General features: G+C 71.9%; 21 protein-coding genes, 1 tRNA gene and 1 pseudogene. 13 read left to right on the forward strand and 10 right to left on the reverse strand.

Features of this window, described 5'->3' with window-relative positions:
• Nucleotides 1-57 precede the first annotated feature (57 nt).
• From QL987_RS06225 to QL987_RS06260, 8 genes are all read left to right on the forward strand, one after another.
• The gene (locus QL987_RS06225) at nt 58-252 is read left to right on the forward strand and encodes a DUF4244 domain-containing protein (RefSeq protein ID WP_290156796.1); all 195 of its coding nucleotides are present in this window, start codon (nt 58-60) and stop codon (nt 250-252) included.
• Entirely contained in the window at nt 249-617 is a 369-nt protein-coding gene (locus QL987_RS06230; RefSeq protein ID WP_290156797.1) for a TadE/TadG family type IV pilus assembly protein, read from the forward strand. Before QL987_RS06225 ends, QL987_RS06230 begins: the two co-directional genes overlap by 4 nt.
• On the forward strand, nt 601-939 hold the full coding sequence (locus QL987_RS06235; protein WP_290156798.1) for an Rv3654c family TadE-like protein: 339 nt from the start codon (nt 601-603) through the stop codon (nt 937-939). Before QL987_RS06230 ends, QL987_RS06235 begins: the two co-directional genes overlap by 17 nt.
• A 187-nt stretch (nt 940-1,126) precedes the next feature.
• The gene (topA, locus tag QL987_RS06240) at nt 1,127-3,928 is read left to right on the forward strand and encodes a type I DNA topoisomerase (RefSeq protein WP_111074303.1); all 2,802 of its coding nucleotides are present in this window, start codon (nt 1,127-1,129) and stop codon (nt 3,926-3,928) included.
• Nucleotides 3,925-4,572 (forward strand): dTMP kinase, encoded by a 648-nt coding sequence (gene tmk, locus QL987_RS06245; RefSeq protein WP_290156799.1) that lies wholly within the window; start codon nt 3,925-3,927, stop codon nt 4,570-4,572. Before topA ends, tmk begins: the two co-directional genes overlap by 4 nt.
• A 76-nt stretch (nt 4,573-4,648) precedes the next feature.
• Nucleotides 4,649-5,791 (forward strand): DNA polymerase III subunit delta', encoded by a 1,143-nt coding sequence (locus QL987_RS06250; RefSeq protein ID WP_253463675.1) that lies wholly within the window; start codon nt 4,649-4,651, stop codon nt 5,789-5,791.
• Nucleotides 5,792-5,887: 96 nt separating this feature from the next.
• Complete coding sequence (locus QL987_RS06255) at nt 5,888-6,544, forward strand: TetR/AcrR family transcriptional regulator (protein ID WP_111074300.1); 657 nt, start codon at nt 5,888-5,890, stop codon at nt 6,542-6,544.
• Nucleotides 6,545-6,590: 46 nt separating this feature from the next.
• Nucleotides 6,591-6,663: transfer RNA gene (locus QL987_RS06260), tRNA-Thr, on the forward strand.
• 171 nt (nt 6,664-6,834) lie between these two features.
• Here the strand turns inward: QL987_RS06260 and QL987_RS06265 are convergent.
• Nucleotides 6,835-8,502 carry an alpha-glucosidase gene (locus tag QL987_RS06265; protein ID WP_290156800.1) on the reverse strand — a complete coding sequence of 556 codons (1,668 nt, stop codon included), beginning with the start codon at nt 8,500-8,502 and terminating at the stop codon, nt 6,835-6,837.
• A gap of 278 nt (nt 8,503-8,780) precedes the next feature.
• Between QL987_RS06265 and QL987_RS06270 the strand changes: the two genes are divergently transcribed.
• From QL987_RS06270 to QL987_RS06285, 4 genes are all read left to right on the forward strand, one after another.
• Nucleotides 8,781-9,767: a Gfo/Idh/MocA family oxidoreductase gene (locus QL987_RS06270; RefSeq protein ID WP_290156801.1), complete on the forward strand. Its 987-nt coding sequence runs from the start codon at nt 8,781-8,783 to the stop codon at nt 9,765-9,767.
• Between the two features lie 85 nt (nt 9,768-9,852).
• A complete protein-coding gene (gene dacB, locus QL987_RS06275; protein ID WP_290156802.1) occupies nt 9,853-11,361 on the forward strand; it encodes a D-alanyl-D-alanine carboxypeptidase/D-alanyl-D-alanine-endopeptidase in 1,509 nt (502 codons plus the stop codon).
• 23 nt (nt 11,362-11,384) lie between these two features.
• Nucleotides 11,385-12,023, forward strand: coding sequence for an isochorismatase family protein (locus QL987_RS06280; RefSeq protein WP_290156803.1), 639 nt, complete (start codon nt 11,385-11,387; stop codon nt 12,021-12,023).
• Nucleotides 12,024-12,133: 110 nt separating this feature from the next.
• Nucleotides 12,134-13,561 carry an NAD-dependent succinate-semialdehyde dehydrogenase gene (locus QL987_RS06285; RefSeq protein ID WP_290156834.1) on the forward strand — a complete coding sequence of 476 codons (1,428 nt, stop codon included), beginning with the start codon at nt 12,134-12,136 and terminating at the stop codon, nt 13,559-13,561.
• Between the two features lie 86 nt (nt 13,562-13,647).
• On the opposite strand, the gene QL987_RS06290 is transcribed toward QL987_RS06285, so the two are convergent.
• From QL987_RS06290 to QL987_RS06330, 9 genes and pseudogenes are all read right to left on the reverse strand, one after another.
• Complete coding sequence (locus QL987_RS06290) at nt 13,648-15,522, reverse strand: ABC transporter ATP-binding protein (RefSeq protein ID WP_290156804.1); 1,875 nt, start codon at nt 15,520-15,522, stop codon at nt 13,648-13,650.
• Nucleotides 15,523-15,629: 107 nt separating this feature from the next.
• Nucleotides 15,630-17,033, reverse strand: a complete 1,404-nt coding sequence (locus QL987_RS06295) for an MFS transporter (RefSeq protein WP_290156805.1) — start codon at nt 17,031-17,033, stop codon at nt 15,630-15,632.
• A gap of 242 nt (nt 17,034-17,275) precedes the next feature.
• A pseudogene (gene ribA, locus QL987_RS06300) lies at nt 17,276-17,896 on the reverse strand (GTP cyclohydrolase II); the annotation flags it as partial.
• A 29-nt stretch (nt 17,897-17,925) separates the two neighbouring features.
• Entirely contained in the window at nt 17,926-18,966 is a 1,041-nt protein-coding gene (gene ribD, locus QL987_RS06305; protein WP_290156835.1) for a bifunctional diaminohydroxyphosphoribosylaminopyrimidine deaminase/5-amino-6-(5-phosphoribosylamino)uracil reductase RibD, read from the reverse strand.
• A gap of 68 nt (nt 18,967-19,034) precedes the next feature.
• Nucleotides 19,035-19,622, reverse strand: a complete 588-nt coding sequence (locus QL987_RS06310) for a GNAT family N-acetyltransferase (RefSeq protein ID WP_290156806.1) — start codon at nt 19,620-19,622, stop codon at nt 19,035-19,037.
• A 6-nt stretch (nt 19,623-19,628) separates the two neighbouring features.
• A complete protein-coding gene (gene trpS / locus QL987_RS06315) occupies nt 19,629-20,636 on the reverse strand; it encodes a tryptophan--tRNA ligase (RefSeq protein ID WP_111074291.1) in 1,008 nt (335 codons plus the stop codon).
• 34 nt (nt 20,637-20,670) lie between these two features.
• On the reverse strand, nt 20,671-21,513 hold the full coding sequence (locus tag QL987_RS06320; RefSeq protein ID WP_290156807.1) for an exodeoxyribonuclease III: 843 nt from the start codon (nt 21,511-21,513) through the stop codon (nt 20,671-20,673).
• A 113-nt stretch (nt 21,514-21,626) separates the two neighbouring features.
• Nucleotides 21,627-21,899, reverse strand: a complete 273-nt coding sequence (locus QL987_RS06325) for an HPr family phosphocarrier protein (RefSeq protein WP_111074289.1) — start codon at nt 21,897-21,899, stop codon at nt 21,627-21,629.
• 87 nt (nt 21,900-21,986) lie between these two features.
• Nucleotides 21,987-22,757, reverse strand: coding sequence for a DeoR/GlpR family DNA-binding transcription regulator (locus tag QL987_RS06330; protein ID WP_110902695.1), 771 nt, complete (start codon nt 22,755-22,757; stop codon nt 21,987-21,989).
• Nucleotides 22,758-23,076: 319 nt separating this feature from the next.
• On the opposite strand from QL987_RS06330, the gene ptsP reads away from it, so the two are divergent.
• Complete coding sequence (ptsP, locus tag QL987_RS06335) at nt 23,077-24,732, forward strand: phosphoenolpyruvate--protein phosphotransferase (protein WP_111074288.1); 1,656 nt, start codon at nt 23,077-23,079, stop codon at nt 24,730-24,732.
• The last annotated feature ends 1 nt before the right edge of the window (nt 24,733 follow it).

Here is a 24,733-nt window from a genome sequence, read left to right on the forward strand (position 1 = left end):
GCCGGGTCCGCCCAGAGCGCCGGAGCGGCCGGCGCCACAGTAGAGAGGAACGAAGAGATGCGGGAACACCATCGGGTGCACTGGACGGCGCTGCGGAGCAGGATCGCCGAGGACCGGGGATCCGCCACGGCGGAGTACGCCGTCGTCATCCTCGCCGCGGTCGCCTTCGCCGGGGTGCTCGTCGCGGTGATGCGCTCCGGAGAGGTGCAGGCGATCCTGACCGACCTGGTCCGAACGGCACTGACTCCATGAGAGCGGTACAGCGCGCCAGGCAGGGCCCAGGGCGCGACCGCGGCTCGGTCACGGTCGAGTTCGCCCTCGCACTGCCCGTCGTCGCGGTCGTCCTGACAGTCGGGATCGCCGGCGTGCTCGCCGTCGACGGGCAGGGGCGGCTGCAGACCGCCGCTGCCGTCGCTGCCCGGGCCACCGCGCGCGGGGACGACCCGGCTGCTCGGCAGGCGCTCGACCAGGCGGACGCCGAGTCCGTCCGGGTCGAGCACGCTGCCGGCCTCGTCTGCGTCCACGCCGGGCGTCCCGCCGGGACGGGGCCCTTCTCGGGCATCGTCCTGCTGGGGGACAGCTGCGCGGCGGACGAAGCCGATGCGGCCGGTCGGTGAGCGTGGTTCCGCGACGGTCGTGCTCATCGCGGTCCTGGCCACGACCAGCATCGTGACGGCCTCGTTGCTCGGTGCCGCCGGACACCGGGTCGCGGCCGCGCGTGCCCGAGGCGCAGCCGACGCGGCGGCGCTCGCCGCGGCGGCAGCGACCGTCGGCCTCGTGACGGACCCACCCTGCGCCGCCGCTGCACGACTCGCTCGGGTCAACGCAGCCGTCCTCGTCGGCTGCGGTGTCGACGGCGCGCGCGCCCGGGTCGAGGTGTCCGTCGGCACCGGTCCGCTGTCTGCCCACGCGGTCGCCGTCGCCGGTCCGCGGCCGTGATCGGCGACGCGCCGACGGCAGTCCGAGCGGTCCGGTCATGTGTGGCGGACCGGCTCCGGCTCCACCGGCCATCCCCACCGGAGTGTGTATGGTGTGCCTGTCGGCCCGCCGGTCACCGAATTCCCGGTCGACCCGGACGCTTCCACGACGTCCGTCGGCCGATCAGCACCATCGATCAAGGAGACACGTGCCAGGCACGAAGAAGCTCGTGATCGTCGAGAGCCCCGCGAAGGCGAAGACGATCGCGCAATACCTCGGCGACGGATACGAGGTCCAGGCGTCCGTCGGACACATCCGTGACCTCGTCGAGCCCAAGAACCTCCCGGCCGAGCTCAAGAAGGGCTCCCTCGGCAAGTTCTCGGTCGACGTCGACAACGGCTTCGAGCCGTACTACGTCGTCTCCGATGCGAAGAAGAAGACCGTCGCCGACCTCAAGCGTGCCCTGAAGGACGCCGACGAGCTCTACCTCGCAACAGATGAAGACCGCGAAGGCGAGGCCATCGCGTGGCACCTGCTCCAGGTGCTGAAGCCCAAGGTGCCCGTGAAGCGCATGGTGTTCCACGAGATCACCAAGGAAGCGATCCAGCGCGCCCAGGAAGCCACGCGGGAACTCGACACCGCGCTGGTCGACGCCCAGGAGACCCGCCGCATCCTCGACCGTCTCTACGGGTACGAGGTCTCGCCGGTCCTGTGGCGCAAGGTCGGGCCCGGGCTCTCCGCCGGTCGTGTGCAGTCCGCCGCCACCCGCCTGGTCGTCGACCGGGAGCGCGAGCGTCTCGCGTTCGTCTCCGCCAACTACTGGGACCTGACGGCCCGCTTCGAGAAGCCCGAGCAGGGCGGCTTCACGGCTCGCCTCGCCCGGATCCACGGCAAGCGCGTCGCCTCCGGTCGTGACTTCGACGACCAGGGCCAGACCACGTCCGACGTCGTCCGTCTCGACGAGGGGTCCGCCAGCTCGCTGTCCGCGGTCCTCGACCGGGCCGGCGACGCCGTCGTCCGCAGCGTCGAGTCGAAGCCGTACACGCGGCGACCGGCCGCTCCGTTCACCACGTCGACGCTGCAGCAGGAAGCGGCTCGCAAGCTCCGCTTCTCGGCTCGCCAGACGATGAGCGTCGCGCAGTCGCTGTACGAGAACGGCCACATCACCTACATGCGTACCGACTCCGCGTCGCTGTCGCAGCAGGCGATCTCCGCGGCTCGGAAGCAGGCGACCACGCTGTACGGAGCGGACTCGATCCCGGCCAAGCCCCGTTCCTACGCCGGCAAGAGCAAGAACGCGCAGGAGGCCCACGAGGCCATCCGTCCCGCCGGTGACACGTTCAAGACGCCGTCGCAGATGGAGGGTGTCCTCCGGGGCAACGACCTCCGTCTCTACGACCTCATCTGGAAGCGCACCGTCGCGTCGCAGATGGCCGACGCGAAGGGCTCGACCGCGTCGGTCGTGCTCGGCATCGCGTCGACCGAACCGGTCGAGGGTCTCGCGAGCACCGCGAACGGCACCGACGTCGAGTTCACCGCCTCCGGTACCGTCATCACGTTCCGCGGCTTCCTCAACGCGTACGAAGAGGGCCGGGACGAAGAACGCGCCTCGAGCGACTCCGCCGACGACGCGAAGCTGCCGCAGATGGCCGAGGGCGACCACCTGGGCGTCTCGGACGTCGCCGCCAAGGGACACGACACCTCCGCTCCGCCGCGCTACACCGAGGCCAGCCTGGTGAAGACGCTCGAAGAGCTCGGCATCGGACGCCCGTCGACCTACGCCGCGATCCTCTCCACGATCATGGACCGTGGGTACGTGACGCAGCGTGGTACCGCCCTGGTGCCGAACTGGATCGCGTTCAGCGTCGTCCGTCTGCTCGAGGACTACTTCGGCGACCTGGTGCAGTACGACTTCACCGCCGAGATGGAGAACGACCTCGACCGCATCGCCAACGGCGAGGAAGACCGCGTCGACTGGCTCAAGGAGTTCTACTTCGGTGGCGGTGACCAGCGCGGTCTCCGCACGGTCATCGACAACCTCGGCGAGATCGACGCCCGCGAGATCAACTCGGTCGAACTCGCGCCGGGCCTGACCCTCCGCATCGGTCGGTACGGCCCCTACATCGAGACCCCGAGCGACGACCCGGAGAAGCCGCGCCGCGTCAACGTGCCCGAGGACATCGCGCCGGACGAGCTCACCCTCGACAAGGCCCGCGAACTGGTCGAGGCCCCGGTCGTCAGCGACCGCGTGGTCGGCATCAACCCGGAGACGGGCAAAGAGGTCCTCGCGAAGGACGGCCGCTTCGGTCCGTACGTGACCGAGCGCACCCCCGAGCCCGAGCCGACCGTCGACCCGGCCACGGGAGAGGTCCTGGCGGCCGAACCCGAGCCGGCAGCAGCGGCAGCCGACACGAAGACCACCACCAAGACGGCCGCGAGCAAGACCGCGGCCGCGAAGAAGGCGCCCGCCAAGAAGACGACGGCCAAGAAGGCCGCCGCGCCGAAGGAGCGCACCGCGTCCCTCTTCAAGTCGATGGACCCGGGTTCGGTCGACCTCGAGACCGCGCTGAAGCTCCTGGACCTCCCGCGCACCGTCGGGAAGGACCCGGAGTCCGGCGACGAGATCACCGCGCAGAACGGGCGGTACGGGCCGTACCTCAAGAAGGGCACGGACACCCGGACCCTCCCGAGCGAGGACGCCATCTTCGACGTGGACCTGCCCGGGGCCCTCGAACTGTTCGCGCAGCCGAAGTACGGCGCCAAGCGTGCCGCCAGCGCTGCGCTCAAGGAGTTCGACGCGGACCCGGTGTCCGGCAAGCCGATCAAGGTGAAGGACGGCCGCTTCGGCCCGTACGTCACCGACGGTGAGACGAACGCCACGATCCCGCGCGGTGAAGAGGTCGAGACGGTCGACTTCGAGCGAGCCGTCCAGCTGCTCGCCGACAAGCGCGCCAAGGGCCCGGTCAAGAAGAAGGCCCCGGCCCGTCGCGCCCCCGCGAAGAAGAAGTGACGACGGACGGCGCCGACCGCGGCTGGTTCATCACCCTCGAGGGCGGTGACGGCGCAGGCAAGACCACGCAGGCCGAGCGTCTCGAGCAGTGGCTCGGGGCGCACGGTCGGCGGGTGGTCCGGACCCGGGAGCCCGGTGGCACGGACCTCGGGCAGCGCATCCGCGAGATCGTCCTGCACGACCGCGGCCACGTGACACCCCGTGCTGAGGCGCTGCTCTACGCCGCCGACCGCGCACACCATGTCGAGACGGTCGTCCGTCCGGCCGTGGCCCGTGGTGACGTCGTCCTGCAGGACCGGTACATCGACTCGTCGGTGGCGTACCAGGGCGTGGCGCGTGACCTCGGCGCCGATCAGATCCGTTCGGTGTCGGACTGGGCTGCCGACGGCATGACGCCGGACCTCACGGTGCTGCTCGACCTCGACGTCAGCATCGGGCGCGAACGTGTCGCTGCCGCTCGCGGTGACGTGTTCGATCGCCTGGAGTCCGAGGCGGCCACCTTCCACGAGACCGTCCGGCAGGCGTTCCTCGACATGGCCCGTGCCGAGCCGCACCGGTTCCTGGTCGTCGACGCCGCGGAGCCGGCCGACCTGGTGCAGGAGCGCATCCGAGCGGCCGTCGCCGCCCTGATCGGCGCTGCGTGATGCCCCGCGACGCAGTGACGCGCCCGTCAGCGGGCCGAACGTCTGCCCCGTCGGTGGGTCCTGCGAGGATCGTCCTGTGAGTGTGTGGGAGGGCCTGACCGGGCAGGAAGAGTCCGTCGCGGCGCTGCGGAGTGCCGCCGAGTCGACCGACGGCTCGGGGGGCATGACCCACTCGTGGTTGATCACCGGCCCGCCCGGCTCCGGACGCTCCAACGTCGCCGCGGCCTTCGCCGCCGCCCTGGTCGGCAACGGCCCGGACGACGACCACACGCTCCGGCTGATCAGCGCCGGTACGCACCCCGACGTCGCCCGACTGACGACCCAGCGCGTCATCATCACGATCGACGAGATCCGGCAGCTGGTGACCTCGTCGCACTTCTCGCCCTCGGTGGGCCGGTACCGCGTGCTCATCGTCGAGGACGCCGACCGGATGACCGAACGGACCTCGAACCTGCTGCTCAAGGCGCTCGAGGAACCGCCGGAGCGCACCGTGTGGATCCTGTGCGCCCCGAGTGAGGCCGACCTGCTGCCGACGATCCGGTCGCGCGTGCGTTCGGTCCGACTGCGGGTGCCGGGCATCGAGTCGGTCGCCGACCTGATCGTGGCGCGGACCGGTGTGGACCGCGTCCTCGCGACCGATGCCGCCCGTCAGGCCCAGAGCCACATCGGCATGGCGCAGCGCCTGGCCACGAGCGAGGACGCCCGCGACCGTCGTCGACGGACACTGACCACGGTCCTCGCGATCCGCAGCGTGGGCGACGCCGTGAACGCCGCGGCCGCGTTGCTGGCCGTGGCGGACGAGGACGCGAAGGCGATCACCCTCGAACGTGACGCCGAGGAGCGCGATGCCGCCCTCCGGTCCCTCGGCGTGCAGCCGGGCGGCACCGTCCCCCCGGCCCTCCGCTCGCAGCTCCGCGTGCTCGAGGAGGACCAGAAGCGCCGGGCGACCCGCAGCCTCCGCGATGGTCTGGACCGCATCCTGGTCGATGTGTCCTCGCTGTACCGCGACCTGCTGTTGCTCGGACTCGGCGCGCCGACCGAGCCGGTGAACCTGGCGATCCGACACGAGCTCGAGCGGGCCCTGCCGTCGGTCCCGCCCGCGGCGGCGCTCGAGGTACTCGATGCCATCGCGACGGCCCGGCAGCGGATCGGCGCGAACGTGGCAGCGCTCCTGGCCCTCGAGGCGCTGCTCGTCACGGTCGCCCGCGCCGTCCGCTGAGGACCGGCACATGAGCGGACGGGACCTCGACGCAGCCTGGGGATCCCGACAGGGTTCTCATGCTGGGCGCGATGGTCGACGTGGGAGGATCGCCCCATGACCGACGCTGCACCGGGCCTCCGCGAACGGAAGCGCCGCGCCACCCGCCTGGCGATCCAGCAGGCCGCGCTCAGCATCGCGATCGAGCACGGGCTCTCGGCGGTCACGGTCGACGAGGTCTCCCGTCGCGCGGACGTCTCGCCGCGCACGTTCTTCAACTACTTCCCGAGCAAGGAGCAGGCGATCCTCGGCGACGACCCGACCCTGCCCCAGGGCGAGGACGTCGAGACCTTCGTCGCCGGCGGCCCGTCGGGGGAGTTGCTCGCCGACCTCGGCGCCCTGCTCGTGCACTCCGCACACGAACTCATCGACGAGCGCGGGCTGATCGGCGAGCGGCAGCAGGTCCTCCGCGCGAACCCGGAGCTCTTCAGTCAGCGGATGGCGTCGATGAAGGAGTTCCAGGCCGCTGTCCAGTCGGTCGTCGAGCGACGGCTGCGGCGCGAGGACGGCCTGCCGGACGAGAGCAGCGCGCCCGCGACGCCGGCAGACGACGAGGTCCGTCGCCGCGCACGGCTGGCGTCGCTCGTGGGCATGGCCGCACTGCGGCACGCCTGGTGGGAGTGGTCCGAGGGGGATGCCGACGCGCACCTCGTCGACGAACTCGCGCGGTCCTTCGCCGATCTCGGCGCGCTCGTTTCGCGCTCCCTCGTCTGATCCTGTACAGTGATTTCTCGTGCCGCTCCGGATCTCCGGAGCGTCCGCCGCCTTAGCTCAGTCGGTAGAGCGATTCACTCGTAATGAATAGGTCGTCGGTTCGATTCCGACAGGCGGCTCCGAAACCCCCTCGTTCCTCCCGGAGCGAGGGGGTTCTCCGTTCCCGGAGCGGCTCAGTGCACAGCAGTGCAGCCCGGAGCAGTGCAGCCCGGAGCAGTGCAGCCCGCACCAGTGCAGCGCGCAACCCGCACGCACGTCGACGATCACCCGGCCCCACCCTGGGAGGCCCGTCACCGGCACTCGTGCACGCGCGCCTCCCACGGACGCAGCCGCCCGGCGACCGCCGGCTCACCGAGGTTCCCCAGCACCAACGCCCCCACGCGCCTCCCGACCGACTCCGGCAGCTCCAGGTCCGACGCCGACAGGTTCGCGACCACGACGAGCGGTGCCTCGTCCGCGTCGGGGAGCGCCCGTGTGAACGCCCACAGCGCCGGGTGCTCGGGCTCGAGCAGCGCGAAGCTCCCGAGCCGCACGGTGCGGGAGCGGTGCCGCAGGTCGATGAGTCGTCGGTGGTGCTCGTACACCGAGCGGTCCCCGGCGGCTCGGTCACCCGCGACGGTGACCCGCGGCCAGCCCTGCCCCATCCCGATCCACGGTTCGGCGGTGGAGAACCCGCCGGCGGGCTCGCTGTCGTCCCAGGGGATGGGCGTGCGGGCGTTGTCGCGGCTGCGGAAGGCGAGGGCCTCGATCGCTTCGGACTCGGGCATGCCGCCGCCGACGGCTCCGCGGAACCAGTTCAGCGACTCGATGTCGCGGTACTCGTCGAGGCTGGTGAAGCCGGCGTTCACCATGCCGATCTCGTCGCCCTGGTAGACGTACGGGGTGCCGCGGTGCAGGTGCAGCACGGTCGCGAGCAGCGTGGCCGACTCGTAGCGGAAGGCGAAGGGGTCGGACAGCCCGGCGCCGAACCGCGACACCGGCCGCGGCTGGTCGTGGTTCGACAGGTAGAGCGAGTTCCACCCGCGGTCCTCGAGCCCGGTCTGCCACCGTGCGAGCGAGCGCTTGAGCGCCGGCAGGTCGGTGTCCTGCCGGGTGAACTTCGATGAGGGTGCGTGGTCGAGTCCGACGTGCTCGAACTGGAACACCATGTCGAGCTCGTGGCGTTCCGGGTCGGTGAAGAGCGCGGCGTCCTCGACGGTGACGCCGGGCATCTCGCCGACGGTGAGCAGGGCCTCCCGACCGGCGAAGACGCGTTCGTGCATCTCCTGCAGGTGGTCGTGGATGCGGGGTTGCATGACGTACGCGTCGCTGTCGCCGGAGAGGGCGTCGTCGTCCTTGGCGATGTGGTTGATGACGTCCATCCGGAACCCGTCGACACCGCGGTCCAGCCAGCGGTTCATCATGTCGTACACGGCGGCGCGGAGGTCCGGGTTCTCCCAGTTCAGGTCCGGCTGCTGCGGCGTGAACATGTGCAGGTAGTACTGACCGGTGCCGGGGTCCCACGACCAGGCCGGGCCACCGAACGCGGCACGCCAGTTGTTCGGCTCGTGGCCGTCGACCGGGTCGCGCCAGATGTACCAGTCGTGCTTCGGGCAGGTGCGGGACTGCCGGGCGGCACGGAACCAGGGGTGCTGGTCGCTGGAGTGGTTGACGACGAGGTCCATGACGAGCTTCATGCCGCGCTGGTGCACCTCGACCAGCAGCGCGTCGAACTCGTCGATGGTGCCGAACAGCGGGTCGATGTCCTCGTAGTCGGCGATGTCGTAGCCGTTGTCGGCCTGGGGCGACCGGTACACCGGTGACAGCCAGACGACGTCCACGCCGAGCTCTGCGATGTGGTCCAGGCGGCGTCGCAGGCCGGCGAGGTCGCCGACCCCGTCGCCGTTCCCGTCGGCGAAGCTCCGCGGGTACACCTGGTAGACGACGGCTCCTGTCCACCACGGTTCCGGTCCGGTCACGGCGCCTCCTCGCGTCGGTGCGCGCCCCCGGCGCGCGTGCCCACCAGTGCGTCGGACTGGAGGCCCGTCCCGCGTTCCGGTGTCGGGCCTCCAGTCGTGCCGGCTGGTGACCCGCACGGTACGCTCCGCGTCCTGACGGCCGGTGCACGGAGGACCTGCGCACGGAACGACCCGCGCACGGAACGACCTGTGGAGAGTGCGACCTGTGCAGCACGGATCTGTCCACAGGTCGCCGATCTCGCCACGACCGGAGCGGGCGCTGCTGGTAGACACGACGCATGGCCATCCGATGGGGAGTACTCGGGACCGGCGGCATCGCCCGGTCCTTCGTCCGCGACTGCCGTGCCGCGGGGGTGGTGTTCACCGCGGTCGGTTCCCGGACCGACGAGTCCGCTCGGGCCTTCGCTGACGAACACGGCATCCCGCGTGCCCACGGTGACTACGCCGCCCTGGTGGCGGACGACCAGGTCGACGCGGTCTACGTGGCGACGCCGCACTCCCGGCACGCCGAGGACGCCCTGCTCGCGATCGCCGCCGGCAAGCACGTCCTGGTCGAGAAGGCGTTCACGATCACGGCGGGAGAGGCCCGACGGGTGCGTGACGCCGCGCACGAGCGCGGTGTCCTCGTGATGGAGGCGATGTGGACCCGCTTCCTGCCGCAGACCGCGATGATGCGCCGGGTCCTCGCCGAGGGCCGGATCGGCACACCCCGGCTGGTGCAGGCGACGCACCACCAGTCGCTGCCGACGGACCCACGGCACCGACTCAACGATCCCGCGCTGGGTGGCGGCGCCCTGCTCGACCTCGGGGTGTACCCGGTGTCGTTCGCGGTCGACGTGCTGGGCGCGCCGACCGGTGTCGCAGCCTCCGGCACGCTGAGCGACCAGGGCGTCGACACGCAGATGGGCATCGTCCTGACGCATCCGGGCGGTGCCCAGTCGACGGTGCACTTCGCCCTCGACCTGCGCAGCCCGAACAGTGCGTCGATCATCGGTACCGAGGGGCGCATCGACCTCGACCCGACCTGGTGCACGCCCACCACCTGGCGCATCCGCGACGCCGACGGCGCGGTGGTGGAGGAGTTCGACGGGCGCGAGGAACTGGCCGGCTACCACCACGAGGCCCGCGGCTTCGAAGCGGCGATCACCGCCGGGGTGCCGGCGGACAGCAGCACGCACCTCGACCACACCATCGCGATCATGGCGGTGATGGACGAAGCCCGGCGGCAGGTCGGCGTCCGCTACCCGGCCGACGACGTCGACTGAGTGCCACGGTTGACTCCGTCTGACGACGGCCCGCTGTCGACCCTGGGCCTGGAGGCTCGGGCCCGCGTCTCGTAGGATCGCCTGGATGTCTCCGCAGTCACCTCAGCCGCCCGTCGGCGGCCCCGTCCACCGTTCCGTGGCTGCCCTGCGCGCCTCCGTCCGCCGGAAGCCCGTGCCGTGGGCGGTCGGTGGACTCGTCGTGGTCCTCGCGGTCGCCTCCGGCGGGGTGGTCGCGGTGAACGCGGCGACCGCGGACCAGCCGAGCGCTGCGGGGTCGGCCAGCGCCTCCCGGACGCCGCTCGCCACCCGGACGCCGACGTCGTCCGCGACACCGACGCGGACCCCGGCGGCCACACCGACCGCGAAGCCGACCGCGACGCCGACACCGACCGCGTCGGCGCAGGCGGCCGCTCGGACCTGCTCGGTCGCCGCTGCGGCCTCGGCCAGCGGTCTCGGGCGCTTCGAGGGCTACGTGATGAACGCCGCCACCGGGGAAGAGCTGTTCTCCCGTGACGGCGGGACGCCCGCGCAGACCGGCAGCGTGATGAAGACCCTGACGAGCGCGACCGCCCTGGCGGTCCTCGGCGGCGCACACACCATCCCGACGACCGTGACCGACGAGGGGAACGGCAGCATCGCCCTCGTCGGGCACGGCGACGCGACCCTGACGGCGGGCCGCGGCTCCGTCTACCCGGGGGCCCCGAGCCTCGGGCAGCTCGCGCAGCAGGTGAAGGCGCGACTCGGCAACACGCCGGTGAGGACCATCGTCGCCGACGGCACCTGGTGGAGTGCCGCCGACGCCTGGGACCCGACCTGGCCGATCAGCGAGCGGACCATCGGGTACCAGCCGAACGTGACTGCGCTCATGGTCGATGGTGACCGCGCGAACCCGGCAGCCGCGACCTCGCCGCGGTCCCAGGACCCGATCGGCCGGGCTGGCGTTGCCTTCCGCGCGGCGCTCGCCGACGCCGGTGTGGTCGGTGCGTCCACCGCCCAGGTGACGCAGCGCGCGACGACCTCGCAGAACACCATCGCCCAGGTGCAGTCGCAGCCGGTGTCGACACTGATCGGGCAGATGATCCCGAACTCGGACAACACCCTCGCCGAGATGCTCGCCCGCGTCTCGTCGAAGCAGGCCGGCGCCGGTGGGACCGCGGCCTCGCTGACCAGTGTCTACAGCAACGCCCTCCGCGGGTACGGCGTCGACCCGTCCGGCATCCGGATCGTCGACGGCTCCGGTGAGAGCGCGTCGAACGCCGTGTCGCCGTCGTTCGTCGCGCACCTGATGGTGCCCGTGACCCGGGGCGACAAGGGCCTCGGCACCCTGGCGCAGGTCCTGCCGGTCGCCGGGGTGTCCGGCACGCTGTCGAGCCGCTTCACCGGGGCGAACGCGGTCGCCCGTGGCAAGGTGCACGCGAAGACCGGGTGGATCGACAGCGCGAACACCCTCGGCGGCTACATCGACGCCGCCGACGGCACGAAGCTGACCTTCGCCTTCTACGCCATCGGGTCGCCGCGGGCCGCCGCGCTGCCGGCACTGGACACCGTCACGGCCGCGGTCTACCGGTGCGGAGGCTCGCTCACCGGCTCCTGACCCGACGGGTGTTGGATGGACGCATGGCCAGGGCACTGCTCATCACCGACGTCCAGAACGACTTCACCGAGGGCGGCGCGCTCGCGGTCGACGGGGGAGCGGTACTCGCCGAGCGCATCACCGCGTTCCTCCGCCGGCACGCCGACGAGTACGACCTCGTGGTCGCCTCCCGCGACTGGCACGACGCCACCGGCGACAACGGTGGACACTTCGCCGTGACCGACAGCCCGGACGGCGCCGACGGCCCGGACTTCCGGACGACGTGGCCGGCGCACTGTGTCGCCGACACGCCGGGGGCCGAGTACCACCCGGCACTCGACCTGTCGTTCGTCGACGTCCACGTCCGCAAGGGCCAGGGCGAGCCGGCGTACTCGGCGTTCGAGGGCACGACGGACGCAGGGGCGGACCTCGTCGACGTCTTCTTCGACCGCGACGTGCACGCCGTCGACATCGTGGGCATCGCCACCGACCACTGCGTCCGGGCGTCCGCGCTCGACGGGGTGCACGCGGGCCTCGACGTCTTCGTGTACGAGGACCTCGTGGTGGGCATCGACCCGGCCAGCAGCGAGGCTGCTCTCGAGGAGGTCCGCGACGAGGGCGGACACACCGGGCGCAGCGACATGGACGAGGGGCGTCAGCGCCCGGGAGGAGCGGTCCTGTGACCGACCAGACCACCACCAGCAACACGGCAGCCACCAGCACGACGGACACCGCAGCCACCAGCACCACGGTCGGGGACGCGCACGTCAGCGTCGCCGACGTCCCCACCGGCCTGTTCATCGGCGGCTCCTGGCGACCGGCCAGCGGCGGCGCGACCTTCGACGTGCGTGACCCGTCCACCGGCGCGGTGCTCGCGAGCGTCGCGGATGCCACCCCGGAGGACGGCCTCGCCGCCCTGGACGCCGCCGTCGCCGCGCAGCAGGACTGGGCCGCGACCGCACCGCGGCGTCGCTCCGACCTGCTCCGGCGGACCTCCGACCTCGTGCACGAGCACGCGGACGACATCGCCGCGATCATGACGCTCGAGATGGGCAAGCCGCTGGCGGAGTCCCGCGGCGAGGTCGTCTACGGCGCCGAGTTCCTCCGCTGGTTCTCGGAGGAGGCCGTGCGCATCGGCGGCGACTACCGCACGAACCCCGAGGGCACCGGTCGCGGCATCGTCCTCAAGCGTCCGGTCGGTCCGGTGTACGCGATCACGCCGTGGAACTTCCCGCTCGCGATGGCGACCCGGAAGATCGCACCGGCCCTGGCCGCCGGGTGCACGGTCGTCCTGAAGCCCGCCGACCTCACCCCGCTGACGACGCTGTACCTGGTCGAGCTGTTCCGCCGTGCCGGGCTGCCGGACGGCGTGCTCAACGTGGTGCCGGCCTCCGACGCGAAGGCCCTGTCCGCACCGGTGATCGCGGACCGACGGCTCCGGAAGCTCACGTTCACCGGCTCGACCCCGGTCGGTTCGGCGCTGCTCAAGCAGGCGGCGGACAACGTGCTGAAGACGAGCATGGAGCTCGGCGGCAACGCCCCGCTGCTGGTGTTCGACGACGCCGACCTCGACCGGGCGGTGGACGCGGCCATGCAGGCGAAGTTCCGGAACGTCGGCGAGGCCTGCACGGCGGCGAACCGCTTCTTCGTGCAGGACGGCATCGCTGACGCGTTCACGGCGGCACTCGCCGAGCGGATCGACGCGCTGCGGATCGGCCGGGGAACCGAGGAGGGCACGGACATCGGGCCGCTCATCGACTCCCGCGCGGTCGACAAGGCCGCGGGGCTCGTCGACGACGCCGTCGAGCGGGGCGCCCGACTGGTCTCCGGCGGGCAGCGGGTCGAACGCGAGGGCACCTACTACGCGCCGACGCTGCTGGACGACGTGCAGCCCGGCTCCGACATCCTGACGACCGAGATCTTCGGCCCGGTGGTGTCGATCACGCGCTTCGCGACCGAGGAGGAGGGCATCCGCCTCGCGAACGACACCGAGTACGGCCTGGTCGCCTACGCGTTCACCGAGGACATGCGTCGTGGGCAGCGCCTGGCCGAGCGCCTGGAGACGGGGATGCTCGGGTGGAACACGGGCGTCGTGTCGAACGCGGCGTTCCCGTTCGGCGGCGTGAAGGCCTCCGGGCTCGGCCGAGAGGGTTCGCACGAGGGCCTCGAGGAGTACCTCGAGACCGTCTACGTCCTGACGCCCGACCCCTTCGCCGCCTGACACCGCCGCGAAACGCAACGTGGGCGGTTCCTCGCAGCGGTACTCCGTCGCGTGGCGCCGCCCACGTTGCGTGTTGCGGGAGGGCCTCAGACGAGGAGCTGGTGCTTCGCCAGGTCCCGGTAGAGCGGGGTGCTCTGCACGAGCTCGGAGTGGGTGCCGACACCGACGACCCGTCCGTGCTCGAGCACGACGATGACGTCCGAGTCCACCACGGTGGACAGCCGGTGGGCGATGACGAGCAGCGTGCGGTCCTCGGCGACCGCGTCGATCGCCAGGCGCATCTTCTGTTCGTTCACGCCGTCGAGCGAGGACGTCGACTCGTCGAGCAGGAGGATCGGGGGAGCGGCGAGCAGGGCCCGCGCGATGGCCAGGCGCTGCCGTTCACCGCCCGAGAGCATCACGCCGTCCTCACCGACCTGCGCGTCGAGGCCGCGGGGATCGCGGTGCAGCACGTCGCCGAGGTTCACGGCATCGAGCACCCGGATGCACTCGGACTCCGACGCGTCCGGTGACCCGAGCAGCAGGTTCGCCCGGATCGTGCCGGCGAGCACCGGGGCGTCCTGCTCGACGTACCCGATCTGCGCCCGCAGCTCGCCGCGGTCGAGGCCCCGGACGTCCAGACCACCGAGTCGGATGACGCCCTCGGTCGGGTCGTAGAACCGTTCGATGAGCGCCAGCGTGGTCGACTTGCCGGCGCCGGACGGTCCGACCAGGGCGACCCGAGCGCCGCGGGGGACGCTGAACGACACGTCGTGCAGCACGGCCGGGTCGTCACCGGCCCCGAGGGCCAGAGCTCCCGCACCGGCACCGGCACCCGCATCCGCACCGGCACCCGCATCCGCACCGGACGCCCGCGCGCCGTCCGCGCCCACGGCGTCCGGGGCTGCCGCGTACCGGAAGGTGACGTGCTCGAACGTGATGGCGTCGCCGGTCGCGATCGCCGCTGCCGGTCGGACGGCGGCGTCGTCCTGGTCCTCGGTCGGCAGGTGCAGGACCTCTTCGATGCGTCCGAGCGCGCCGAGCGCCTGCGCCACGGCGACGACCGCGCCGAGCGCCTGACCGAGCGGCATGATCATCATGAAGAGCAGCAGGATGAACGTGATGAGGGTCGCGATGGTGATCGTGCCCGCCGCGACCTGTGCACCGCCGATGCCGAGCACGGCGATGAACGCGACCTGCATGACGATGCTCGCGACCGGCACGACGAACGCCGACATCCGGGCGATGACGAGGCCGCGCTGGTACGCCTCGGTCGCGTGCTGGTCGACCTCGCTGACCTCACGCGCGGTGGCACCCGCGGCACGGATGGTGCGGACGGCGCCGATGCCGCGTTCGACGGCGGCGGTGAGGTCGCCGACCTTCTCCTGCGCGGCCTTCGAGGCGACCCGGATGCGCCGGCTGAGCCCGCCGACGACGACCACGGCGACGATCACGATGACGATCACCACGACGAGGAGCAGCGGGTCGATGACCGCCATCGCGATCACGGCACCGGTGAAGGTGAGCGCGCCGCCGATCGACTCGATGAGTCCCTGGGTCAGGACGGCCCGGAGGAGCGTCGTGTCACTGCCGACGCGGGACACCAGGTCACCGGTGCGGCGGACGTCGAACTCCGAGATGGGCAGGTTGAGGATCCGCGCGATGAGCTTGCGTCGGGTGGAGAGCACGACGCCCTCGCCGGCCCGCTGCAGCAGGAAGTGCTGCACGCCGTTGAGGACCCCGGCGACGAGCACCAGGACGACGAGGATCCACACGAGCGTCGACATGCCGGTGCCCTGCTGGACGGCGGTGACGACCTGGTTGACGAGCAGCGGCTGCGCCAGGGACGCCCCGGCCCCGAGGATGCTCAGCACGATGATGACGACCATCGCCGGCTTGTTCTCGAACAGGTAGGACAGCAGTCGGCCGAAGGTGGCGCGGGGGCCGTCGGTCTTCTTCGGGCGTGCGAACAAGTTGCTCATCGTGCATGGATTCTCTCACTGCAGGACCGACAGACGGACGGGAGGCTCCCCACCGGTCCGTGGGGGAGCCTCCCGTCCGTCGGGTGCGCGCGCCGGCGCGGTCGTCGCTACCGAGCCACGCGCTCCGGGAGCGGCTGGTCGTCGGCGGCGTCCTCGAGGTCGCTGCCACGGGTCTCGCGGACGAGGAACAGCGCGACCAGTGTCACGACCGCCGCGATGGTCAGGTAGAGGCCGACGAGGAAGATGTTGCCGTCCGGCTGCCACAGCTTCAGGGCGATCGACGGTGCCAGCGAAGCGCCGAGGATCGACGCGACGTTGTACGCCAGTGCGGAGCCGGTGTACCGGACGTTGGTCGGGAACAGCTCCGGCAGCAGGGCGCCCATCGGCCCGAAGGTGAGCCCCATCAGCGACAGGCCGACGATGAGGAACGTGACGACGGTGATCGGCCCGTGCGCCGCCGCGAACCAGAACTGGAACGTCAGGCCGAACAGCGCGATGCCGATGGTGGTCGGGATGAGGGTGCGCCGACGTCCGAACCGGTCGGCGAGCATGCCGGCGATGGGGGTGCAGATGCCGAAGAACACGACGCCGATCATGAGCAGCGACAGGAACTCGCCGCGGGAGTACCCGAGGCCGATCTGCGGGACGAGCTTCGAGGCGACGGTGCCGGTGGTGCCGTAGTTCAGCGTGAAGGTCGTCATGAAGTAGAAGAGCACGTAGGTGGCGACCATGCCGAAGGTACCGACGACGACCGCGCGCCACGAGGTCCGGAACACCCGGCCGAGCGGCACCTTCGCGACCGAACCGGAGTCCTGCACGCCGCGGAACACCGTGGACTCGACCAGACGGAATCGCACGTAGAGCCCGATCAGGACGAACACCGACGAGACCAGGAACGGGATCCGCCAGCCCCACGCCTGGAAGTCGGCGTTGGGGGTGCCGTCGGCGCCGGCGGGCAGCGCGGCGTTGATGATGATGAACAGGCCGTTGGCGAGCAGGAAGCCGATCGGGGCGCCGAGCTGCGGCATCGAACCGAACACGCCGCGCTTGCCCTCGGGGGCGTTCTCGGTCGCGAGCAGCGCCGCGCCGGACCACTCGCCGCCGAGGCCGACGCCCTGGGCGAAGCGGAGGATGCCGAGCAGCACCGGCGCCAGGACCCCGACCGACCCGAAGGTCGGCAGGCAGCCGATGAGGAACGTCGCGATCCCCATCACGAGCAGGGACGCGACGAGGGTGGTCTTCCGGCCGATCCGGTCACCGAAGTGGCCGAACAGGATCGAACCGACCGGCCGGGCGAAGAACGCCAGCGCGAAGGTGACGAACGAGGACAGCTGCGATGCCGTCGGGTCCTCGTTCGGGAAGAACAGGGTGGGGAAGACGAGGACGGCGGCCGTCGCGTAGACGTAGAAGTCGTAGAACTCGATCGTGGTACCGACGAGGCTCGCGACGACGACGCGCGAGCGCGGGTTCGTCTTCGGGGCGGACGTCGTGGTGGCCGGTGCGGCGGACATGCGTGTGAGGACCTTCGAGGTGCGCGCGCGTTCGGACAGCGCTGCGGTGACCGGACGGCGGACTGACGACGCGGTTCGCGCGGGGTGGCGCGGACACCGGGTCGGGTGCGTTCGGAGGTGGTGGTCCCGCTCGTGACGGGGTCGTCAGTCTACGACGGATGTCGCGCACCTGCGAATCGACCCCGAGCGAGCCGTCAGTTCGCCGTGCCGGGTCAGGCCGAGCCGGGTCAGGCCGCGGCGGGTCAGGCCGCGCCGGTGCCCAGGTGCGACGGCAGCGTGTGGCCCATCCGGTCGCGCTTGGTGTCGAGGTACCCCGAGTTCTGCGCGGAGATGCCGACGACCAGCGGCACGAGGGAGTCCACCGTGATGCCGTGCTCGACGAGCTGCCGACGCTTCTCGGGGTTGTTCGTGAGCAGCCGCACGCGGGTGATGCCGAGGTCGGCGAGGATGCCGGCGGCGCCGCCGTACTCGCGGGAGTCGGCGGGCAGGCCGAGCGCCAGGTTGGCGTCGAGCGTGTCCAGACCGTCCTCTTGCAGGCGGTACGCCTTGAGCTTGTTGATGAGGCCGATGCCGCGACCCTCGTGTCCCCGCAGGTAGACGACGACCCCGCCCTCGGCCGCGATGGTGTCGAGCGCGGCGTCGAGCTGCGGGCCGCACTCGCACTTCAGCGACCCGAAGGCCTCGCCGGTCAGGCACTCCGAGTGCACGCGGACGAGTGCGCCGTCCGAGGGGGCCTGCCCGTCGGGGGTCTTCGCGATCACGGCGACGTGCTCGGCGCTCGTCACGAGGTCCCGGTAGGCGCGCATCTCGAAGAGACCGTGCGTGGTGGGGACGTTCGTGGAGACTTCGAACGAGACCGGGCTCCCGGGGGTGGCGGAGGTGAGTGCGTCGGTCATGTGGTGCTCCGGTCGGTGGGGGCCCCGTCGACCGCGCCGTCGGGCCGCTGCGGGACCGTGCGGGCGCGGACCAGCAGGTCGGGGCCGAGGCTGGACGTTGACATTACACGCAACATCCGCGCTGCGTGGATACTTCCCACCCCGATGTCGCCGAGTGCGACGCGGGGTCCGCCGAGGAGCACCGGGGCCAGGTAGACGAGCAGTTCGTCGGCCAGTCCGGCCGCGATGAACGCCGACGCGACGGTCGGTCCGCCCTCGACGAGGACACTGTGCACGCCTCGCTGACGGAGTGAGCGGAGGGCGGCGTCGAGGTCGTGGCCGGGGATGGTGACGACCCCGCGGGGATGGCGGTGCAGGGCCGCGTCGGCCGGCAGCGGCCGGTCGCCGAGGACGACGGGCAGCGGCTGGTCGGCGAGGAACTCCCCGGCGTCGCCGCGGGCGGTCAGGCTCGGGTCGTCGGCCAGGGCGGTGCCGGTGCCGACGAGGACGGCGTCGTGCGCGGCACGCTGCTCGTGCACGTGCTGCCGGGCCGCGGCGCCGGTGATCCACTGGCTGGTGCCGTCGGCCGCGGCTGCGCGGCCGTCCAGGCTGGCGGCCCACTTCACGGTCACCCAGGGGCGGCCGAGTCGGACCGAGAGCAGCCAGCGCTCGAGGAACGCCTCGGCCTGGTCGGCGAGCACGTCCGGCACGACGTCGACGCCGGCGGCACGCAGCCGGTCGGCACCGCCGTGGGCGGCCGGACCGGGGTCGTCGACGGCGTACACGACCCGGGCGACGCCGGCGTCGATGAGCGCGACGGAGCACGGACCGGTGCGGCCGACGTGGTCGCAGGGTTCGAGGGTCACCACGGCGGTCGCGCCACGGAGGTGCGCCGGGTCGACCTTCGCCATCGCGTCGACCTCGGCGTGCGGGGTGCCGGCACCACGGTGCCAGCCCTCGCCGAGCACCCGGCCGTCGGGGGAGAGCACGACGGCACCGACCCGGGCGTGGTCACCGACGACGGGGCCGCGGGCCGCGAGTTCGAGGGCACGGCGCATCGCCCGGACCTCTGCCTCGCTGGCGGGCGGACCGGACGGTTCCGGGGTCGTGTCGGGTGCGGTGTGGCTCACGGAGCGAGACTACCGGCGGGCCCCGACGTCGATCCTGGAGGCCAGGGCAGGTCCGACGCGGGCGTCCCGTCCGCGCGCCGCAGGCCCTTCCACGCGGGCGCGGGCGAGCCGTCGCGGTTCGGCACGAGGGCGTCCCCGCTGCCGGTGTACGCGAAGCCGGCACGACGGGCGACGGCGGCCGAGGCCGTGTTGCCGACGTAGCACTCCCAGTACACGTCCGGGGCACCCTGTGCGAAGGCCCAGCCCGCCACGAGCTCCACGGCGTCGGACACCAGGCCCGCACCACGAGCGCTCGGGGCCAACCAGAACCCGAGGTCCCGGCGGGCGGTCCGGTAGCTGATCACGCCGTCGAGCCAGGTCGACCCCTGCCGCCGGATCGCCCAGGTGTACTCACGGTCGGACGCCCACCCGGGGCCGACGAGCGCGTCGACGAACGCCTGCGCGTCCTTCGCCCGGTAGGGCTGCGGGATCGTCGTCCAGCGGGCGATCTCCGGGTCCTGGCAGGCCTCGGTGATCGCGACCGTGTCCGCGCGCGTCGGCAGGTCGAGCCGGACCCGTGCCGACTCGAGCGTGACGGGGAGCACGGTCGGTCAGCGGGCGCGCGGCACGAAGCCGATGGCGTCGTACACGCGGGCGAGGGTGGCGTTCGCGATCGTCTCGGCACGGTCGGCGCCGACGGCGAGCAGCCGGTCCAGCTCGGCCGGGTCGTCGAGGAGTTCCAGCGTGCGGGCGCGGACCGGCTCGAGCTCGGCGACGACGGCGTCCGCCACCTCGCCCTTCAGGTCGCCGTAGCCCTTGCCGACGAACGACGCCTCGAGGTCGGCGACCGGGGTGTGCGTGAACGCGGACAGGATCGCGAGCAGGTTCGTCACGCCCGGCTTCGCCTGCCGGTCGGCGCGGATCTCCCGCTCGGTGTCCGTCACGGCCGACCGGATCTTCTTCGCCGTGCGCTTCGGGTCGTCGAGCAGCCGGATGAGGCCGCTGTCGGACGCCGCCGACTTGCTCATCTTGCTCGTGGGGTCCTGCAGGTCGTAGATGCGCGCGGTCTCGGCGCCGATCCGGGCCTCCGGCACGACGAACGTGTCGCCGAACCGCGAGTTGAAGCGGCCCGCGAGGTCGCGCGTCAGTTCGACGTGCTGGCGCTGGTCGTCGCCGACGGGCACGACCGCCGTGTCGTAGAGCAGGATGTCGGCGGCCATCAGGACCGGGTACGTGAAGAGCCCGACCGAGGCGGCCTCGGCGCCCTGACGCGCGGACTTGTCCTTGAACTGGGTCATCCGGCTGGCCTCGCCGAAGCCGGTCAGGGTGTTCAGCACCCAGGCGAGCTCGGCGTGCGCGGGGACGTGCGACTGCACGAACAGCGTCGACCGCGACGGGTCGATGCCGGACGCGATGTACTGCGCCGCCGTGGCACGCGTGCTGGCCCGGAGTTCGGCGGGGTCCTGCGGGGAGGTGATCGCATGCATGTCGACCACGCAGTAGATCGCGTCGTGGTCGTCCTGCAGGTCGCGCCACTGCATGAGTGCGCCGATGTAGTTGCCGAGGTGGAGGGACCCGGCCGAGGGCTGGATGCCGGAGAAGATGCGTGTGCTGGTCATGCGGGAGTCCTGGTGCTCGTGAGCGAGTGGGGGATCAGAGTTCGTAGTCGACGACCACGGGGGCGTGGTCGGACCATCGCTGGTCGTACGCGGCGGCCCGGTCGACGGTGTACGAGGTCACCGTGGCGGCGAGCTCGGGCGTCGCGACCTGGTAGTCGATGCGCCAGCCGGAGTCGTTGTCGAAGGCCTGCCCGCGCCAGGACCACCAGGTGTACGGCCCGTCGACGTCGCCAGCCTGCGCACGTCCGACGTCGACCCAGCCGAGACCGGGGCCGGTGCTGCCGTCGGCACCCTCGACCGGTTCGCCGTCGGCACCGAAGAAGCGGCTGAAGTACGCACGCTCACGCGGCAGGAACCCGGCGCGCTTGACGTTGCCCTTCCAGTTCTTGATGTCCCGCTGGTCGTGGCCGACGTTGAGGTCACCGACGACGACGGCGAGCGGGTTGTGCTCGCGGAGGGCGGGCAGCCGCTCGGTCATCGCGTCGAGGAACTTCCACTTCTCGTCCTGCTTGGGGGTGTCGACCTCGCCCGAGTGCACGTACGTGGAGACGACCGTGACGGTGCGTCCGCCGATCTCGTAGTCGGCCTCGATCCAGCGGCCGGCGGAGTCGAAGTCCTCGGCCCCGAGCTCGACGCGGTGCAGGTGCGCCCTGTGGCGGGAGGCGATGGCGACACCGGCGCGGCCCTTCGCCGACGCGGGGTCGTGCACGACGTCCCACTCGTCGCCGAGCAGGCCGGTCAGGTCCTCGGTCGAGGCACGGACCTCTTGCAGGGCGAGCACGTCGACGTCGCGGTCGGCGAGCCATTCGCCCATCCCCTTCCGGAACGCGGCACGGATGCCGTTGACGTTGACGGTCGCGAGGCGCAGGCGTGTCATGCGGACCAGCCTATCGGCGGCGCCCGACGGTCCCGACGACGGACGGGAGGCCCGGTACCAGCTGGTACCGGGCCTCCCGTCCGTCAGGTGGTCGCGCCAGCGACCGGCGCGCGTCAGGCCGCGTCGTGGTCCGTCTGCAGGAAGTCGACCAGGCTGTCCGCGGTGGTCTCGGCGTCGTCGCCGGACACGGTCAGCGTGACCTGGTCGCCGTTCTCGACGCCGAGGCCGAGGAGGCCGAGGATGCTGCCGGCGTTCGCCGACTTCTCGCCCTTGGCGATGGTGACCTGGTGGCCGGATGCGGTGACGGTCTGGACGAACAGCGACGCGGGCCGTGCGTGCAGGCCGGAGGCGCTGGCGACGGTGACGGTGCGGGTGGCTTCGGACATCGATGGGCTCCTGTCGACGGGTGGTGCGCTCATGGTAGCGAGCGCCTGTGGGGTGGGTCTGGTGGTTCGTGTCGGGCGGTCGGGGCGTCAGTCGCGGCCGGGCCAGAAGACCTCGGTGCCGGCGGCCTCGACCTCGCGGACCAGGTCCAGGTTGACGCCGGGGTCCGTGATGATCGTGTCGATCGCGGCGAGCGGTGCGACGCGGCCGAACTCCTCGCGTCCGAACTTGGTGTGGTCGGCGAGCAGGATGCTCCGGCGCGCGGACTTGATCATGGCGCTCTTCACGGCGGCCTCGGCCATGTTGTGCGTCGTCAGGCCGCGCTCCGGGGTGATGCCGTTGATGCTGACGAAGGCGACGTCGACGCTGACCATGCCGATCAGCTGGTGCGTCCACGTCCCGACGCCGGCGAGCGAGTCGCTCCGGATGTTGCCGCCGAGCAGGTGCAGGTCGATGCCCGGGCGGTTCGCGACCGCCATCGCCACCGGCAGCGAGTGCGTGACGACGGTCAGGCCCCGGTCGGTGGGCAGCATCTCGGCCAGGCAGATCGTCGAGGTACCGGCGTCGATCATCACCGAGCCGTTCTCCGGCAGTTCGGCGAGGGCGGCCTCGGCGATCACCATCTTCTCGGTCTGGTTGATGCCGCCACGGTCGCCGACCCCCGGGTGCAGGGTGATCCGCTCGACCGGGATCGCCCCGCCGTGGGCGCGGCGGACGAGCCCGCGACGCTCGAGGCTCGTCAGGTCACGGCGGATCGTCTCGGGCGTGACGGCGAGCAGCTCGGCGAGGTCCTTGACGTCGACCCGGCCGTGGGCGCGCGCCTGCTCGACGATGCGCTGGTGGCGTTCTGGTGCGTACATGGGGCCTCATCTGGTGAGCGGATCGCTCGGGTCGGGCTGTGCGTCGGGGCTGTCCGTCCGGGCTGTGCACCAGGTCGGGGAGGGCGATGTGGAGCGGAACGGACATGCTCGGGCACATTCCGACCGGTCAGCCCGCTGCAGTCCTGGACGGCAAACGCAAACGGGCATCTGTTTCTGCATTTTTATCCCCGGATGTGTTTGTTTGTCAACGCGACGCGATGTATGGTGCTGCAGAGTCGTCCGGACGCAGCACGCGCCGGACACCGCACCGCCCCCGAACCACCCACCGCTGCTGCGCGTGAGATGAAGGAGTCTCCCCATGTCCGATCTGCTCGGAACCGGCGTCGGCCGCGGCGTTGCCCACGGCCCCGTGCTCCGGATGGCGGACCCGCTGGGAGCCCCCTCGACCGCACCGCTCGAGGGCTCGGCCGACGACGCCAAGCAGGCCGTGCACACCGCGCTCGCCGCGGTGGCCGAAGAACTGAACGAGCGGGGCCGGCTGGCCGGCGGAGACGCCCAGGCCGTGCTCGAGGCGCAGGCGCTGATGGCGCAGGACCCGACCCTCCTCGACGACGTGCACGCCCGCATCGACGGCGGCACGAACGCCGAGCGCGCCGTGTACGAGGCGTTCGCCCAGTTCCGCGACCTGCTCGTCGGCATGGGCGGCTACATGGGGGAGCGTGCCGCCGACCTCGACGACGTCGCCCAGCGCATCGTCGCGAAGCTCCGCGGTGTCCCGGCCCCGGGCGTGCCGGAGTCGGCGACCCCGTTCGTGCTCGTCGCCCGCGACCTCGCACCGGCCGACACCGCCCTGCTCGACCTCGACAAGGTCCTGGCCCTCGTCACCCGTGACGGCGGACCGACCTCGCACACCGCCATCCTCGCCCGCGCCAAGGGCATCACCGCGATCGTCGGCGTCACCGGTGCGGACGACCTCGCCGAGGGCCAGCACGTGGTCGTCGACGCGGGCGCGGGGACCGTCGTCACCGAACCGAGCGACGAACTCGTCGCCGACGTCGAGCAGCGCATCGCCGACCGCCGTGCCGCCCTGGCCGCACCGCTCACCGCCGGTGCCCTCGCCGACGGACACGTCGTGCCGCTCCTCGCGAACCTCGGCAGCCCCGCCGACGCGCAGGCCGCCGTCGACCTCGGCGCCGAGGGTGTCGGCCTGTTCCGCACCGAGTTCCTGTTCCTCGACTCGCCCACCGCCCCGACCGTCGCGTCGCAGCAGGCGTCCTACGAGCAGCTCCTCGCCGCGTTCCCCGGCAAGAAGGTCGTCGTCCGTGCGCTCGACGCCGGTGCCGACAAGCCGCTGCCGTTCCTCACGGACAAGGACGAGGAGAACCCGGCGCTCGGCCGTCGTGGACTCCGGGCGCTCCGGAACCACGAGCAGGTCCTCCGCGACCAGCTGACCGCGCTGGCCCAGGCCGACGCCGCGACCGAGGCCGACCTCTGGGTGATGGCCCCGATGGTCGCCGACGCCGAGGAGACCGAGTACTTCGTCGACCTCGCCCGTGAACTCGGGATCCGCACCGCCGGCGTGATGGCCGAGGTGCCGTCCCTGGCGCTGATGGCCGAACAGGTCCTGCGCTCCGCCGACTTCGTGTCCATCGGCACGAACGACCTGACCCAGTACACGTTGGCCGCCGACCGCATGCTCGGCACCGTCGCGCACTACCAGGACCCGTGGCACCCCGCCGTCCTCCGCCTCGTCGCCCAGCTCGGCGCGGCCGGAGCGGACGCCGGCAAGGCGGTCGGCATCTGCGGTGAGGCCGCGGCCGACCCGCTGCTCGCCGTCGTCCTCGTCGGCCTCGGCGCCACCACCCTCTCGATGACCCCCGCGGCCCTCGCCGACGTGCGTGCCGAACTCGGCAAGCACACCCTCGACGAAGCCCGCGAGATGGCCCAGGCGGCACTCGCCGCGAGCACGGCAGCGACCGCCAGGTCCGCTGCGGCCGCAGCGCACGCCGTCTGAG

The organism is Curtobacterium sp. APC 4022, from assembly GCF_030407555.1.
Lineage (GTDB): Bacteria > Actinomycetota > Actinomycetes > Actinomycetales > Microbacteriaceae > Curtobacterium.

Excerpts from the sequence above, each read along its gene's own strand:
- QL987_RS06225 (WP_290156796.1), top strand. The coding sequence starts at position 58 with ATGCGGGAACACCATCGGGTGCACTGGACGGCGCTGCGGAGCAGGATC.
- QL987_RS06295 (WP_290156805.1), bottom strand. The coding sequence starts at position 17,033 with ATGTCCGCCGCACCGGCCACCACGACGTCCGCCCCGAAGACGAACCCG.
- QL987_RS06290 (WP_290156804.1), bottom strand. The coding sequence starts at position 15,522 with ATGAGCAACTTGTTCGCACGCCCGAAGAAGACCGACGGCCCCCGCGCC.
- QL987_RS06270 (WP_290156801.1), top strand. The coding sequence starts at position 8,781 with ATGGCCATCCGATGGGGAGTACTCGGGACCGGCGGCATCGCCCGGTCC.
- QL987_RS06230 (WP_290156797.1), top strand. The coding sequence starts at position 249 with ATGAGAGCGGTACAGCGCGCCAGGCAGGGCCCAGGGCGCGACCGCGGC.
- QL987_RS06320 (WP_290156807.1), bottom strand. The coding sequence starts at position 21,513 with ATGACACGCCTGCGCCTCGCGACCGTCAACGTCAACGGCATCCGTGCC.
- QL987_RS06280 (WP_290156803.1), top strand. The coding sequence starts at position 11,385 with ATGGCCAGGGCACTGCTCATCACCGACGTCCAGAACGACTTCACCGAG.
- ribD (WP_290156835.1), bottom strand. The coding sequence starts at position 18,966 with ATGCGCCGTGCCCTCGAACTCGCGGCCCGCGGCCCCGTCGTCGGTGAC.
- dacB (WP_290156802.1), top strand. The coding sequence starts at position 9,853 with ATGTCTCCGCAGTCACCTCAGCCGCCCGTCGGCGGCCCCGTCCACCGT.
- trpS (WP_111074291.1), bottom strand. The coding sequence starts at position 20,636 with ATGACCAGCACACGCATCTTCTCCGGCATCCAGCCCTCGGCCGGGTCC.
- QL987_RS06330 (WP_110902695.1), bottom strand. The coding sequence starts at position 22,757 with ATGTACGCACCAGAACGCCACCAGCGCATCGTCGAGCAGGCGCGCGCC.
- ptsP (WP_111074288.1), top strand. The coding sequence starts at position 23,077 with ATGTCCGATCTGCTCGGAACCGGCGTCGGCCGCGGCGTTGCCCACGGC.
- QL987_RS06325 (WP_111074289.1), bottom strand. The coding sequence starts at position 21,899 with ATGTCCGAAGCCACCCGCACCGTCACCGTCGCCAGCGCCTCCGGCCTG.
- QL987_RS06235 (WP_290156798.1), top strand. The coding sequence starts at position 601 with ATGCGGCCGGTCGGTGAGCGTGGTTCCGCGACGGTCGTGCTCATCGCG.
- QL987_RS06255 (WP_111074300.1), top strand. The coding sequence starts at position 5,888 with ATGACCGACGCTGCACCGGGCCTCCGCGAACGGAAGCGCCGCGCCACC.